Source organism: Streptantibioticus silvisoli (genome assembly GCF_027947535.2).
GTDB lineage: Bacteria > Actinomycetota > Actinomycetes > Streptomycetales > Streptomycetaceae > Streptantibioticus_C > Streptantibioticus_C silvisoli.
Genome location: NZ_JAAGKO020000007.1, coordinates 1 through 14,357 on the forward strand (window position 1 = coordinate 1; position 14,357 = coordinate 14,357).

Here is a 14,357-nt window from a genome sequence, read left to right on the forward strand (position 1 = left end):
CCGCAGCCGGAGAGCGCCAGCGCCAGCACACCGGCCAGCCCGGCCACGTTGAGCACGAGCGGCGTCCGCAACGGCGTCTTCACCAGGGGCGTCTTCATCGGGGTGCACCTGCCGGGGGTCCGGGGGCCGGGCCGGGACCGCGGGGGCGGCCGGGACGCGGAGCTCAGGGCGCGGCGATCGCGAGGACCGCGTTCTGGCCGCCGAAGCCGCAGGAGGTGCTGACGGCCAGGTCGATCCGGGTCTCCGTCTCGTGGTCGGCGACCTTGATCTCCATCCGGGGGTCGAGCGTTTCCAGGTTCGCGGTCGGCGGCACGACGCCCTGCTGCACCGCCAGGACGGTGAGGACGGCCTCCACCGCGCCGGCGGCGCCCAGCAGGTGACCGGTGACGCCCTTGGTCGAGGTGACCAGCGGGCCGCCGCCGAAGACGCGGTGCAGCATGACCGCCTCGGCGAGGTCGTTGAGCTGGGTGCTGGTGCCGTGGGCGTTGACGTGCTGGACGTCACCGGGACCGGCGCCGGCGTCCAGGAGCGCGGCACGGACGGCGGCCTCGGCGCCGGAGCCGTCGGGGGCGGGTGAGGTGACGTGGTGGGCGTCGGCGGAGGCGCCGTGGCCGATGATCCGGCCGTGGACCCGGGCGCCCCTGGCCCGCGCGTCGGCGGCGCGTTCCAGCACCAGCACCCCGGCGCCCTCGCCGGCCACGAAGCCGTCGCGGTCGGCGTCGAAGGGGCGGGAGGCGGCCGCCGGGTCGTCCGCCCGGCGGGACAGGGCCCCCATCCGGGCGAAGCCGGCCATCACCAGCGGGGTGATCATCGCCTCGCTGCCGCCGGCCAGCACGATGTCGCACCGGTCCAGGGCCAGCAGGTCCCGGGCGGTGCCGATGGCGGTGGCACCGGAGGCGCAGGCCGTGGCGACCACCAGGTTGGGTCCGCGGGCGCCGAACTGGATGGCGGTCTGACCGGCCATCATGTTCGGCAGCTGCATCGGGAGCAGCAGCGGGGAGACCTGGTCGGGGCCGTGGTCGCGCAGCCGGTCGTGCTGGCCCTCCACGGTCGCCGGACCGCCGTCGGCGCAGCCCAGGACCACCCCGACCCGGGCGCCGTCCCAGGTCAGCGGGTCCAGGCCGGCGCCGGCGACCGCCTCGGCCGCCGCGACCAGGGCGAACTGCGTGAAGCGGTCGAGGCGCAGGGCGCGGCGTTCCCCGAGCAGGGCGCCGGCGTCGAAGCCCGGCACCCGGCAGGAGAACGCGACCGGGCCGCCGGCCAGCAGCGGGTCGGCCGCGGCCGGCGACCGGCCGGCGCGGACCGCCGCCCAGCTCGCCGCCACCCCGATGCCGCCGGGGGTGACCAGGCCGATGCCGGTGACCGCCACGTCGGTGCCCGCGCGGGCGGCTGCACGGTGAACGACGTGAGCGTCCATCAGATCTTCGCGCCCCGCTCTTCCATCATGCGGGCCATCTCGCCGACGTTCTCCGCGGCCAGCAGTTCGTCGTCGCTGATGACGACGCCCAGTTCGGCCTGGAGGATCATCGACAGCTCGACGACGGCGAGCGAGTCCAGCTCGATGTCCTCCCGGGTGGCCTCGGGAACGATCGACTCGGGGGTGACCTTCAGCTTGGCCACCAGCAGGTCCTTCAGCTGCTCGAACATGTCCTGTTGCTCCTTCGGTGATGTCGGTCGGTCGGGTGCGCGGGACCGGCGGTGCGGTTTTGCGGTTCCACCGGTGCGCGCGTCGGGTGCGCGGGGCCGGCGGTGCGGGGGCCGGTCGTGGGGGGTACCGGGCGTGGGGGGGTACCGGGCGTGGGTGCGCCGGCGGTCAGGAGGTGGTGAGTTGCGGCCAGCTGAGCGTGGTGGCGCCCCAGGCCAGCCCGCCGCCGAACGCGGTGAGCAGCACCCGGTGGCCGGCCGACAGCCGGCCCCGCTGTGCCTCCTGGGCCAGCAGCAGCGGCAGGGAGGCGGCGCCGGTGTTGCCGTAGTTCTCGATGTTGGACAGCTGCCGCTCGGCGGGGATCTCCAGCCGTTCGGCGACCGCCGACAGGATGCGGGCGTTGGCCTGGTGGGCGGCGAAGCGGTCGACGGCCGCCATCGGCCAGCCGGCGAGTTCGGTGGCGCGCTGCGAGGCGCTGGTCATGTGCTCGACCGCGTGCCGGTAGGTCTCGCGTCCCGCCATCCGGAAGTACCGGCCGTACTCCTCGGCGGGCCGGCCGCCGGAGCGCTCGCGCGAACCGCCGCCGGGGACCTCGATCAGGTCGCTGAGCCCGCCGTCGCTGCCGAGCACCATCGGGCCGATGGCGCCGGGTTCGTCCGGCCGGCCGGCGCGCAGCACCACCGCGCCCGCGCCGTCGGCGAAGATCACCGCGGTGGTGCGGTCCTCGGGGTCGATGATGGTGGTGAAGGCGTCGGCGGCGATCAGCAGGACGGTGTCGGCGAGCCCGGCGGCGATCATCCCGGACGCGGTGGCCAGGCCGTAGAGGAAGCCGGAGCACACCGCCGCGACGTCGAAGGCCGCCACTCCGCGCAGGCCGAGCCGGGCCGCCACGTCCGGTGCGGTGGCCGGGCAGGGGCGGTCCGGGGTGGTGGTGGCCAGCACCACCGCGTCGGCGTGGTCGTCGCCCGCGGACTTCAGCGCCCGCAGCCCGGCCTCGACCGCCAGGTCGGACGTCGCGGTGCCGGGGCCGACGACGTGCCGGGCGGCGATGCCGGTCCGGGTGCGGATCCACTCGTCGGTGGTGTCCAGGCGGGTGGTCAGTTCCGCGTTGGTCACCCGGTTCGGCGGCACGTAGGCGCCGATGCCGGCCAGTACGGCCGACCGCGGGGGTGCCGCGGTCACGCCGGGTCCTCGGCGGAGGCCAGGACCCCCAGCGGCAGGCCCATGTAGGCCATGCGGACCTCGGCCATCTCGTCGGTCCACTGCTCGGCCATGTCGTAGCGCTGGTCGGGGGTGGTGTCGAGCATCCGGACGCCGGGCCAGATCTCGTAGTCGCCGATGAGGTCGGCGTGTTCCTGCATGCCCTTCTGGAACAGCTCCTCGCGGTGGATGACGAACTCCCGGTCGGGCACCTCGTCCCAGAGTTTCACCCCGGCGCGCAGGATCTCCAGCAGCCGCGGCCGGTACTCGGGGTGGGCGGCCACGTGGTCGCGCAGGATGGTGCTGGCCACCGTCAGGTGGCGGATCTCGTCGATCGCGGTGCCGCGGGAGATCTCGCCGGTGGCCGGGGACAGCGGGGTCCACTTGCGTTCGCTCAGTTCGGCGGCGGGGGCCAGCACGCCTTCGATGACGATGGCGAAGACGGCGACGCCGCCGGCGAAGTCGGCCTGGTCGCGCACGATGTCCAAGGTGAAGTCGACCACCGGTTCCAGCACCCGGGCGCGGTAGTCGGCGGCCATCTCGTCGATGTCCCTGGCCAGCGAGGCGGCCGGCTGCCCGAGTTCGACCAGGTGGTTGCGGAAGACCCGGGCGTGCCGGGCCTCGTCGATGAGCTGGGTGGCGTAGAACTCCATCTCCGGCAGGCCGGGGGCGAGCGAGACGTAGTGGCCGAGCAGCCGGGTGGCGATCTCCTCCGACAGCCCGCGGAAGCCGAACTCCAGGATCAGCGCGTCGCGCAGCGGGCCGGGGGCCTTGAGGAAGCCGGGGACGGTGGCGTCGCGGTGGTGGCCGGTCTCGCCGCGGTCGCGCAGGGTGCCCTGGGCCACCGAGGTGAACCAGTACGCCAGGTCGCACTCGGCCGGGCCGAGGGTGAGCTCCTTCGCACCGTCGAGCAGGCCGGGCGCCTTGTCCCAGTCCGCCTCGGGGGCAACGTGGTGGGTCATGGGGCCACCTTTTCCTTCCTGTTGCGGGGGCCGGGCCCGCTGACCGGGGCCGGGCTGAGGGAGCCGGCGAACAGGCCGCCGGTGTAGCTGAGCAGCGGGTCGCCCTCGCCCACCGAGGCGTGGGTGACCAGGCCGAGCAGCAGCTCGTGGTCGCCGACGGCCGACCGGCCGAAGACCTGGCAGCTGTACGTGGCGAGCGCGCCGTCCAGCAGCGGCGCGCCCGCGTACGGGTCGTCGTGCCCGGACAGTCCGGCGAACTGGGGCAGGCCGGCCGGCCGGGCCCGGTCGGCGAACCAGCGGGCCACGTCCGCCTGCGAGGCGTTGAGCACGTTGACCACGAAGCGGCCCGCCGCGGCGGCCAGTTCGGCGAAGGAGGAGCCGCCGCGCAGCGAGGCGCCGAGCAGCAGCGGTTCGTGCGAGCAGGTGGTGACGGTACTGACCGTGGTGCCGTGCGGCCGTCCTTCGTGGCAGACGGTCAGGACCGATACCGGGACGGCCAGCCGGCGCAGGGCCCGGCGGCGCTGCGCGTCGTCCTGGACGGTGGGTGGCGCGGCGGTCGCGCGGCGGGGCTCGCCGGACCGGTCCACGGCGGTCACCGCACCGCGTCCTGCTGCGGACGGGCGGTGGCGGCCGGCCGCTTCGCGGCGGGGACGTGGCCGACCGGGGCCGGGTCCGCGGCGTGGCCGACCGGCTTGGGGTGGGCCACGCCCAGGTCGTCGAGCAGCCGCAGGTAGCCGTGCTGCCGCACCGGTTCGAAGGGCAGCGAGAACGGCTTGAGGAAGTTGCCGAACAGGCCCCGGTCGCCGAAGAGGTGGAAGGCGATCAGCAGCAGCGCCCATTCCGGCTTCACCAGCCAGCACCACAGGGCGGCGACGGCCCCCTGGGTGAGCAGGCTGTGCATGACGTTGTACATGACGTAGTACGCCTTGGGGATCGGCGCTCCGCCGCTGCGCCGGAAGGCGATCGCGCCGGGGATGTAGCCGATCAGGTCGATGTAGAAGAACAGCACGACGGCCACCCACCAGCGGATCTCGCCCAGGTGGGCGATGATCAGGCCGGTGGTGACGGCCAGCGCGACCAGGTACTCGGCGCGGTGCAGGGAGTACGTTCTCGGGGTCTCGAACGGGTTGGCCTGGTCCATGGGTGCTCCTGTGGGAGGACGCTTCGGTGAGGGCCGCCGGCCGGACGCGGTCAGCGGGCGACGGTGTCCGGGCGGGCGGGGGCGAACTCGTCGTCGGCCAGCCGGGTGGCGGGGAACTGACCGGTCACCGCCCAGGCGACGGTCTCGCGGATGACGCGTTCGGCGATCGGGTCGAGGATGCCTTCGAGGCTGGGGATGCCGAAGTCGAAGTCGGCCTCGAAGCGGACCACGACGTCGTGGTCGTCCTGGCGCATCGTCCAGCACCCGGTGAAGGTGTCGAAGTCGCCGTCGGTCTGCTCGAAGCCGATCTCCAGCGCCTGCGGGCGGAAGTCGTCGCGTTCGGTCCAGCGCAGCAGGCCGCTGCGGAAGTGCAGTTCCCAGCTGGAGCCGCACGTCGCGGCCGGCGGCGCGGCGTGCACGGTGGTGGCGTTGACGTGCGGTGCCAGTCGCGGGTAGCGCTCCCAGTGGCCCATCGCCTCGTAGACGGTCGCCGCCCGCTCGGCGGGGACCCGGGCTTCCAGTTCGACGTGTCGCATGATCACTTGCCGCCTTCCGGCATCCGGGCCGAGCCGCGCACGAGGTCGCGGGTGGCCTTGTCGAAGGAGTCGCAGAGGTAGTCGGTCTCGGAGTCGGTCAGGATCGCGGGCGGGGTGAAGCGCACCACCGCGCTGCCGTTCATCGAGTGGTTGGCGACGACCCCGTGGTTGAACAGTTCGATCAGCAGCTCGCCGGCCAGGCCCGCCTCGGTCAGCTCGACGCCGATCAGCAGGCCCTGGCCGCGTACCTCCACCACCAGCTCGGGGATGTTGCGGTGGGCGATCTCGGTGATCCTCGGCAGCAGCCGGGCGCCCAGGTCCTTCGCCCGGGCGACCAGCTGTTCCTCCTTCATCGCGCGGATCGCGCCCTGCACGGCGGCCATCAGCAGCGGCTGGCCGGAGAAGGTCGAGGTGTGGATGTAGGGGTCCTTGTCGAACGGCCGGAAGGCGGTGCGGGTGGCGACCGCCGCCGAGACCGGCAGCACCCCGCCGCCCAGCGCCTTGCCGGTGAGCAGCACGTCGGGCGTGACGCCCTCGGTGTCGACGCCCCACCACTCCCCCAGCCGGCCGAAGCCGGTCTGCACCTCGTCCATGATGAGGAAGCCGCCGTGCGCGCGGACCAGGGTCTCGACCTGCTTGAGGTAGCCGGGGGGCGGGATGATCACCCCGCCCTCGCCCTGCACCGGTTCGATGATCACGCAGACCTCGCCCGGGTGGGCGGCCAACTCCGCCTCCAGGGCGGCGGCGTCGCCGAACGGCAGGTGGAGGAAGTCGGGCACCAGCGGCCGGAACGGCTTCTGGTAGACCTCCTTGGCGGTGGCCGACAGCGCGCCCATCGTCTTGCCGTGGTAGCCGCCGCGCATCGACACGGTGCGCCGGAAGCCGCCCGCGCGGGCCAGTTTCAGCCCGGTCTCCACCGCCTCGGCGCCGGACAGCGAGAAGTGCACCCGGTCCAGCGACGGGGGCAGTACCGACACCAGGGCCTCGGCGGCCCGGGCCACGGTCGGCTCCAGCAGGATGCGGGTGGCGGTGGGGTGGGTGCGCAGCTGCCGCTCCACCTCCTGCAGGACGATCGGGTGCCGGGCGCCCATGATGAACACGCCGTACCCGCCGGCGTTCAAGAAGCGCTCACCGTCGCCGGTGGTCAGCCAGGCGCCGCTGGAGTACACCTCCATGTGGCTGCCGAACAGCTCGGCCAGGGTGGCCCTTCCCTTGCTGAGATGGGCCCGGTACAGGCCGAGGATCTCCTGCTCGGTGTCCGCCCCGGCTTCCTCGATCACGGTCACGGGTTAGTCACTCCTCACGGGTCGTCGGATGTGCCGGCGGGTGGCCGGCGGTCAGCGGCCGGGCCGGTCAGGCCAGTTCCAGCGGGCAGCCGGCGAAGTAGCCCATCAGCGGTTCGGCGCAGGCGGCACGGGACGGCGGGTGGAAGGCGAGCGCGCGCAGGGCGGCCGCGAGCTGGGAGTGGTCCGGGGAGCTGACGAAGTCCAGTCCGCCGAGCAGTTCCAGCGCCCGGGAGGCGATCTGCGGGAGGGCGTCCTGCACCGCGAACCGGGCCACCAGCACGGCGGCCACCGCCTCGTCGCCGCGGACGCCGGCCTGCACGGCGCGGGCGGCGCCCTCCAGCAGCGCCAGCGCGGCCTGCGCCTGCTGGACCAGCGCGGCCCGTTCGGCCGGGATGCCGCGGCCGCCGTCGACGACCGCCTCGACCAGGGCGCCCGCGGCGCCGACGTAGCCGGCGCAGATCAGCGTCTCGAACCAGATGAACCCGGCCGTCTGCAGGTCGGCCAGCCGGTGCGGGTCCTCGGGGGAGGTGCGTACGACCATCTCGCGCGGCACGAACACGTCCGCGAGCCGCACCTCGTCGCTCTCCGCGGCGGCCAGCAGGGTGTTGCCCCAGAACGGGTGGACGGTCAGCCCGGCGGACGGCACCGGGATCAGCGCCAGCGCGAGTTCCGGCTCACCGTTCCGGCCGGGCACCGCGATGCTGGCGGTCAGCAGGTCCATCGAGCCCGACAGGCTGCACGGCTTCTTGGTGCCGGTCAGCAGGTAGCCGCCCTCGGCCGCGCGGGCGGTCACCGTGGGCAGCAGGACGTTCTGCTGGGTGCGGCCCTCGGCCCAGCCGGAGGCCATCACCAGCCCGCCCGGGGCGATCGCGCCCAGCAGGTCGCGCTGCCGCGGGGTGAGCCGGTCGTGCTCGCCGGCCAGCGAGTAGAGCATCGCGGCGGTGAAGTGGTGCATGCACACGGCGGCGGCCAGCGAGGGCGACAGCGCGCCGATGGCCTGCTGGACCCGGAGCGCGTCCAGCGCGTCCGCCCCCTGGCCGCCGAACTCCCGCGGCACCAGCAGTCCCGCGCCGCCGTGCTTGCGGAACAGGTCGATCGCCGGGCTGCCGGGCGCCTCCCGCTCGGCGAACGGGATCTCGGCGAGCGCTGGCAGCAGCCCCGGGTGGTACCGCTCGCACACGGTGCGGGCTTGGTCGAGGGAGCGCACGGGGAACCTCCTGGGGTGGTGGCGGGACGGGCGGGCCCGGTCGCGGACGCGCCGGGGCGGGACGGCGCGGGCGGCCCGGGGCGGGGGTGGATTCGCGGCGCCGGCGCGGTCGTCGACGCCGGCGCCGCGAGCTCTAGTCGCCGAAGACGGCGCGGTACGGGCTGATGTCGCGGCCGATGCTGACGCCCTGGACGTGCGAGGTGCGCAGCATCGGGTAGTTGGCCTCGCCGAACGCGCCGCCGGTCAGGCCGGTGCCGCCGTGGCTGGGCAGGTAGGGCAGGAAGCCGATGTGCGAGTCGTTGACCTTCAGCAGGCCGCCGTTGACGACGCGGTCCACGAAGAAGTCGATGACGCCGTCCGACCGCGACCACAGCGAGTTGCGCAGGCCGTACTCGTTGCTGTTGACGAAGTCCAGGAAGGCGTCGAGCAGTTGCTCGTCGGGCGCCTCCTCGGGCACGATCACCGGGATGAGCGGGAAGAAGGTCTCCTCGCGCACCAGGTCGTAGGTGCGGGCCGCGGCCAGCCCCGTCACCTTGACCACGGTGGGCTCCAGGAAGACGCCGGTCTGCGAGGGCGTGCCGTCGATCTCGGTGCGCCGGCCGCCGGTCACCACCTGCGCCCCGGCGTCGGTGGCCTGCCGCAGCAGCCGGAAGAAGCGTTCGCTGCGGCGGACCGGGGACAGCAGTACGTCCTCGTCCTCCGGGTAGCCCGGGCGGATGCCGGCCACCCGCTCCTTGACGGCGGCGAGCAACTCGTCGGCGATCGCCGGGTGCGCCAGCACGTAGTTGGGGACCATGCAGATCTGCCCGGAGCCGTAGAACGCCTCGGTGACCGCCTCGGCGGCCAGCGGGATGTCGGCGTCGTGCCACACCACCATGCCGTCGTTGCCGGCCAGTTCCAGGATCGGCTTCTTGCCGTGCGCGACGCACTCCTGCTCGAACCGCAGTCCCTCCGCGCTGCCGCCGATGTAGAAGATGTCGTCGATCAGCGGGCTGGCGACCCAGCGGTCCATGGTCTGCTTGGGGTTGCTGCACACCGCGTTGAGGGTGCCGGGCGGCGCCCCGAGTTCGTCCAGCAGCGGCGCGACCACGTCACGCATCAGCCACATGGTGCTCAGCGCGATGCTGCGCGGGGCCCGCATGACGACGGCGTTGCCGGCCATCAGGCACAGGACGGCGAGGGCGGCGCTGGGCAGCGGGGCGTTCTGCGGGGGGTTGAAGGCGACCACGCCGTCCGGCTGGCGGCGCACGATCAGCCGCCGGTCGCCGTGCCGGAACTCGGTGTGCATCTGCCGGCGGTACCAGCCCAGGCTCTCCTCGCTGTAGATCTGCAGCAGGCAGCTCAGCTCCCAGCGGGCCAGCTTGGCGGGGTGCGCCTCGTCGGTGAGCATCCGCAGGAACTCCGCCGACCGGCGGACCAGTTCCTGCCGGAACCGGGTGCCGAGCCGCATCCGGTGGTCCAGCGGCAGCGCCGCCCAGCCGGGCGCGGCGGCCGCCGCGGCCTCGGTGGCCAGGTCGATCATGCCGTCGCCGGCGACCGCGCAGCGCCCCACCACGTACGGGTGGCCGGCCTGCGGGGAGTCGGGGTCGCGTTCGAGCGAGCGCTTGAGGGAGACGCTGGTGAAGACGTCCTCCAGGAGCGCGCGGCCGCTGACGGTGTAGACCCAGCCGTCACCGTCGAGGTCCTTGCCGGCGATGTACAGCGGGTAGCTGCGGGTGGGTGCGGCATCGGGCCTGCCGTCCGGTGCCGCCGCACAGCGGCCGGGGCGCGGGGGCGTGCTCTCCCCGGTGGTTCCGTCGAGCAGCATGATGAGCCTTTCGAAGAGAATCCGGTGAGGTTCCGGCGAGCGGGGGAGGCCGGACCGGCGTGGACCGCGCCGGGGGCGCGCACACGGGTCGTGGCGTGGACGTTCACCGTCCGTTCGGCGGCAGCCGGGCTGTCCCGCCGTATCGCGCCGATCGTCGCAAGGGCGCCTGACCTGTCGCTGACGCCCAACTGATGCTCGCGGACCGCCGGTTGCCGCCCGCCGGCGGGCGTCGCGCCGGCCGGTGCCCCGCCGGTCCGCCCGGCGGGCGCGGCGGGTGTTTTCGGCGGTGATCGTCGTCTTCGGGGCGGCGATAGGGTTCCCCCGTCCTTCCCACCGGTGCGACCGCGCGAGAGGTGTTTCCCCATGACCGAACCGACCGCCCCCGCCTCCTCCCCCGCTTCCCCCGCCGCCTCGCCCGATCCCGCCGCCGCCTCGCCCGGTGACGGGTCCGGCACCGGCCGGGACGACCTCGCGGACGGGCTGCTGGCGGCGATGCCGTACGCGGTGGCGCTGGGCGTGGAGCTGACCGAGGCCCGGCCGCAGGTCGCCCGCGGACGGCTGGAGTGGTCCGCCGAGCGCTGCACCGCCGGGGGCGTGCTGCACGGCGGGGCGCTGATGGCGCTGGCCGACAGCGTCGGCGCGGTGTGCGCCTACCTCAATCTGCCGGCCGGCGCGGGCACCGCCACGGTGGAGTCCAAGACGAACTTCTTCCGCGCCGTCCGGCAGGGCGGTGTGCGGGCGGTGGCCAAACCGCTGCACGTCGGGGGGACGTTCATCGTCGTGCAGACCGATCTCTACGACGACCGCGACCGCCGGGTCGGGCAGACCACGCAGAGCCAGGCGGTCATCGCACCGCGTCCCGCTCCGGCGGGGTGACGCTGCGGCGGGGTGAGCCGGCGGAGGCGCTCGGCGGAGGCGCGGCGGAGGCCGGGTGGAGGCGGGCGGTGGCACGGCGCCCCGGGGCCGGCCGCGGCCGGCGCCCGGCGTTGGGCGACGGTACGGCGACGGGGTTGGCGTGGCACCGCGTTCCGGGGCCGGCGGCGGCCCGGCTCCCCCGCTGATTACCTCAGCGGTAATCGACCGGCCGCGGCGCGTACGGCACGCTCGGTGCACATGGGGGCGACAGACGGTGCCCGGCACCGCCGTCGCCCGGCTCCCCGTCCCGGCCCGGCCGCAGCGCCGGGCGGGACGCGGGGCGCTGCCGTGAACGCGCCGTTCGGGCGCACCGTACTGACGAAAGGACACCGCCGTGACCGCTCACGAGGACGCTGTCGAGCGCTACTTCACCGCTTGGAACGCCGCCACGCCCGAGGAACTGGCCAAGGCGGTCTCCTCGGCGTTCACCGAGGACGCCACCTACACCGACCCGATGGCCGAGGTGCAGGGGCACGACGGGATCACGGCCGCGATCGCCGGCGCGCAGCAGCAGTTCCCCGGCTTCGCGTTCAAGCCGACCGGCACCCCGGACGCGCACCACAACCTGGTGCGCTTCACCTGGGACCTGGTCAACAAGACCGACGGGTCGGCGCCCGCCGCCGGTTTCGACGTGATCACGCTCGCCGACGACGGCCGCATCACCACGGTCGCCGGTTTCCTGGACCGGCTGCCCGGGGCGTGAGCGTTCAGCGCGCCGCGTGAAGGACGGCGGCCGTCTCCGGGTCGGCGGGCAGGAAGGTCTCGACCGCCAGCTCGGAGACGGTCACGTCCATCGGCGTGTTGAACGTGGTGGCCGTCGAGATGAACGACAGCACCCGGCCGCCCAGTTCGATGCGCAGCGGCAGCGCGTACGGGTGTGCCGCCGTGCCGTCCGCGGCGGTGTGCCCGGGCGCGGCGGGCTGGGAGCCGTCGCCGCCCGGCACCGGGTAGCCGGCGACCTCCTCGTACAGGCTCTGCAACGTCTGCGAGGAGCGCATCGCGGCCTGCCGTTCCATCCGCTCCAGCAGGTGCGCGCGCCACTCGGGCAGGTTGCGGATGCGCGGGGCCAGGCCCTGCGGGTGCAGCGTCAGGCGCATGGCGTTCATCGGTGGCCGCAGCAGGTGGCCGGCCACCCCGTCCAGCAGCATCCGCACGCCACGGTTGGCGGCCACCACGTCGTACATCCCGTCCATCACCAGGGCGGGGTGCGGCTCGTAGGCGGTCAGCAGTTGCTCCAGGCCGGCCCGCAGCGGTGTCATCGCCGGGTCGGCCAGCGGCGTCTCCGGGTACGAGGGGGCGTAACCGGCGGCCATCAGCAGGGAGTTGCGCTCCCGCACCGGTACGTCGAGCTGTTCGGCCAGGTGCAGCACCATGGTCCGGCTCGGCATGGACCGGCCGGTCTCGATGAAGCTGATGTGCCGTGCGGAACTGTCGGCCTTCAGGGCCAGTTCGAGCTGGGTGATGCGCCGCAGCTTGCGCCAGCTCCGTAACAGGCTCCCGACGTTGACGTCGTCGACCGTCCTGGTCATGGCAGTCGTCATGACCAGGACGGTACCCGATCCGGCGGTCCGGATGATCTGCCGGAAGCGGACTTCGGCCATCGCGTGGCCGAAGTCGCCCGCTCGCCCCCCGGGGCGCGGCGCGGACCGGCCGGCGTGCCGCGCGGGGCGCGGAGCCGGTCGCACGGGTGAACGCGGCAGCGCTCCAACGGGGCATGAGGGCCGGTCAGGGGCGGTTGCCGGGGCGGGGCGGGGCGCCGGGGCGGGGCTCGCCGGTGCGGGGGCTCGCGGGCACCGGGGGCGTGCCGGACGCCGGGAGGCGCGCCGCGTGACGCGGTGCGGGGGTGCGAGGGTGCGGCGGTGAGGGGGTGCGGTACTCTGCCGGCCGTCTTCGGCCCGCCGGGGCCGGCCCTATCGCAGGCTCGCCTCCAGCCAGTCGGCCAGCGTGTCCGGGTCCATCGATCCGATGTCCGGCGCCGCCCGTGCCACGTCCTCGGCGCCGCCGAGCGAGACGAACTTCTCCCGGGTCAGTTCCGCGTGCCGGGCGCGGGTGTCGGGCCCGGCCGCGCCGATCGGCACCAGCCGCTCGCGGACCTCGGTACGGCCGTCCCGCATCCGCACGGTGACCCGCGCCGGCGTCGCCTTCGTCGCGTCGCGGAAGTCGCCGGGCGCCGGGGCCGCGCCGGCGGCATCGTCCCGTCCCCGGGCGAGTTCCTCCGTACGCGGGCCGCCGAACGCCCGCAGCCACGGCCCCGCGGCGGCGCCGGCCTGCCGCACCGCCTCCCCGAACGGCGCCACCGAGCCGAACAGCGCCCGGGTGAAGTCCTCGTCGTGGCGCAGGACGACCCGCTCGGCGAGCTTCCAGCGGTCGGCGCGGTCGAGCAGCGGCGCGTCGAAGTCGTCCACCGTGAGGCCGCCGGTGAGCAGCGCGGTCGCCACCGGGTAGGGGGTGTGCAGGACCAGCGCGCCGAGGGGGGCGCCGGGTCCGGTGACGTACGGCTCGGCGGCACGGCCTGCGTACAGGGTGTAGAGCGACGCCTCCACGACCACGTCCGCCACGTCCTGCTCGCGCAACGGGCCCAGCGCGCCGTGCAGTTCGATGGCGCAGTCCACGGCGGCGTCGATGCCGGGGCCGCCCGGTCGGACCTTGAAGGAGAGCGTCCGGGTGTACCAGCGCGTTCCCAGCCCGTCGTCGACGGCGCCGGGCAGCGGGACGGAGGCGAAGCGGGACAGGAACCCGTCCGGGTGGTCGAGGATGTCGGGCGCCCCGCGCAGTCCGGCCGCCGCGGCGTCGCAGGCGTCCATGGCGGTACGCACCGGGGCGAAGGCGTTGAACAGCCGCGCGTCGCTGGCCAGGAAGGCCCGCATCAGCGGCCAGGCCGGCATCGCGAAGGCCAGCCCCAGCGCGTCCGTCCAGCGGGCGGCCGGCGCGCCCTGGCAGGCCAGCCGGCCCGCGACGCCGCCCGCCAGGTGGGTGTGCACCGCGCTCTGGCCGCGCAACGGGCCCAAGGTGGCCGCCGCGGTGATCCGGGCGGCGCACTCGTTGGCCGCCACCACGGCGGTGATCAGCGCGGCGCCGTCCAGCCCGCCGGCCCGGGCGTAGGCCAGCGGCACCGCCACCGTGGAGTTGGACAGGTGGCCCGCGTAAGCGGTGTCGTCCAGATTCAGCCAGGACCCGAGCCCGGCCAGCACGCAGGCGCCGATGCGCGGGGCGGCCTGCCACGGTCCGCCGAACGCGGCCACCAGGCGCCGGCCGAGCGGATGGTGGACACCGGCCCGGATCGAACCGAGCTGGGAGAGCACCTGGCTGGTGGCGAGCGCGCGCACCGGGTCGGGGATGTCACCGTGCTCCAGACCCGAGGCCCACTCGGCGAGTGCTTCCAGCGCGGTCATCGCGGCTCCTCGGAGTTCACCGGGTGTACGGACGCGGCGGGGCGGGAGGGCGCCGGGCGGGACGGAGCCGGGCGGATGGCGGCCGGGCGGATTGCGGCCGGGCCGGGCGCGGCCTTGCGGGACGGCGCCGTTCGCGACGCGGCCGTACGAAACCGGTGGGACGCGGCCGTCCCGGACCCGGCCTTGCCGAACGCGACCTTGCCGGACCCGACCGTCCCGGACGCGACCGTTCGCGACCCGACCGTTCGCGACGCGACCGCGCCGGA

Annotated in this window: 14 protein-coding genes; 2 read left to right on the plus strand and 12 right to left on the minus strand. The window is 74.6% G+C overall.

Annotation, left to right across the window (positions count from 1 at the left end):
- Positions 1 to 163 precede the first annotated feature (163 nt).
- The 10 genes from POF43_RS07040 to POF43_RS07085 all read right to left on the minus strand — a co-directional run bounded on the left by POF43_RS07040 (position 164) and on the right by POF43_RS07085 (position 9,784).
- Positions 164 to 1,417: a beta-ketoacyl-[acyl-carrier-protein] synthase family protein gene (locus POF43_RS07040; RefSeq protein WP_271325894.1), complete on the minus strand. Its 1,254-nt coding sequence runs from the start codon at positions 1,415 to 1,417 to the stop codon at positions 164 to 166.
- Positions 1,417 to 1,647 carry an acyl carrier protein gene (locus POF43_RS07045; RefSeq protein ID WP_271318618.1) on the minus strand — a complete coding sequence of 77 codons (231 nt, stop codon included), beginning with the start codon at positions 1,645 to 1,647 and terminating at the stop codon, positions 1,417 to 1,419. Before POF43_RS07045 ends, POF43_RS07040 begins: the two co-directional genes overlap by 1 nt.
- Positions 1,648 to 1,813: 166 nt before the next feature.
- On the minus strand, positions 1,814 to 2,827 hold the full coding sequence (locus POF43_RS07050; protein WP_271316882.1) for a beta-ketoacyl-ACP synthase III: 1,014 nt from the start codon (positions 2,825 to 2,827) through the stop codon (positions 1,814 to 1,816).
- A complete protein-coding gene (locus tag POF43_RS07055) occupies positions 2,824 to 3,807 on the minus strand; it encodes a ferritin family protein (protein WP_271316883.1) in 984 nt (327 codons plus the stop codon). The genes POF43_RS07050 and POF43_RS07055 overlap by 4 nt, the downstream gene beginning before the upstream one ends.
- The gene (locus tag POF43_RS07060) at positions 3,804 to 4,403 is read right to left on the minus strand and encodes a flavin reductase family protein (RefSeq protein WP_271316884.1); all 600 of its coding nucleotides are present in this window, start codon (positions 4,401 to 4,403) and stop codon (positions 3,804 to 3,806) included. The genes POF43_RS07055 and POF43_RS07060 overlap by 4 nt, the downstream gene beginning before the upstream one ends.
- On the minus strand, positions 4,400 to 4,948 hold the full coding sequence (locus tag POF43_RS07065; RefSeq protein WP_271316885.1) for a hypothetical protein: 549 nt from the start codon (positions 4,946 to 4,948) through the stop codon (positions 4,400 to 4,402). The genes POF43_RS07060 and POF43_RS07065 overlap by 4 nt, the downstream gene beginning before the upstream one ends.
- Before the next feature lie 50 nt (positions 4,949 to 4,998).
- Positions 4,999 to 5,484, minus strand: coding sequence for a type II toxin-antitoxin system RatA family toxin (locus POF43_RS07070; RefSeq protein WP_271324834.1), 486 nt, complete (start codon positions 5,482 to 5,484; stop codon positions 4,999 to 5,001).
- Positions 5,485 to 5,486: 2 nt separating this feature from the next.
- Positions 5,487 to 6,770 carry an aspartate aminotransferase family protein gene (locus POF43_RS07075; RefSeq protein WP_271324833.1) on the minus strand — a complete coding sequence of 428 codons (1,284 nt, stop codon included), beginning with the start codon at positions 6,768 to 6,770 and terminating at the stop codon, positions 5,487 to 5,489.
- A gap of 67 nt (positions 6,771 to 6,837) precedes the next feature.
- Entirely contained in the window at positions 6,838 to 7,977 is a 1,140-nt protein-coding gene (locus POF43_RS07080) for an acyl-CoA dehydrogenase family protein (protein WP_271324835.1), read from the minus strand.
- Between the two features lie 133 nt (positions 7,978 to 8,110).
- Positions 8,111 to 9,784 carry an aldehyde dehydrogenase family protein gene (locus tag POF43_RS07085; protein WP_271318469.1) on the minus strand — a complete coding sequence of 558 codons (1,674 nt, stop codon included), beginning with the start codon at positions 9,782 to 9,784 and terminating at the stop codon, positions 8,111 to 8,113.
- 363 nt (positions 9,785 to 10,147) lie between these two features.
- On the opposite strand from POF43_RS07085, the gene POF43_RS07090 reads away from it, so the two are divergent.
- Positions 10,148 to 10,660, plus strand: coding sequence for a PaaI family thioesterase (locus tag POF43_RS07090; protein WP_372515880.1), 513 nt, complete (start codon positions 10,148 to 10,150; stop codon positions 10,658 to 10,660).
- A 373-nt stretch (positions 10,661 to 11,033) separates the two neighbouring features.
- Positions 11,034 to 11,402: a nuclear transport factor 2 family protein gene (locus POF43_RS07095; RefSeq protein ID WP_271318421.1), complete on the plus strand. Its 369-nt coding sequence runs from the start codon at positions 11,034 to 11,036 to the stop codon at positions 11,400 to 11,402.
- 4 nt (positions 11,403 to 11,406) lie between these two features.
- Here the strand turns inward: POF43_RS07095 and POF43_RS07100 are convergent, their stop codons facing one another.
- Together POF43_RS07100 and POF43_RS07105 are read right to left on the minus strand one after the other, a co-directional pair.
- Positions 11,407 to 12,228 (minus strand): helix-turn-helix domain-containing protein, encoded by an 822-nt coding sequence (locus POF43_RS07100; RefSeq protein ID WP_372515894.1) that lies wholly within the window; start codon positions 12,226 to 12,228, stop codon positions 11,407 to 11,409.
- 381 nt (positions 12,229 to 12,609) lie between these two features.
- Positions 12,610 to 14,091, minus strand: coding sequence for an MmgE/PrpD family protein (locus POF43_RS07105; protein ID WP_271325901.1), 1,482 nt, complete (start codon positions 14,089 to 14,091; stop codon positions 12,610 to 12,612).
- Positions 14,092 to 14,357 lie beyond the last annotated feature (266 nt).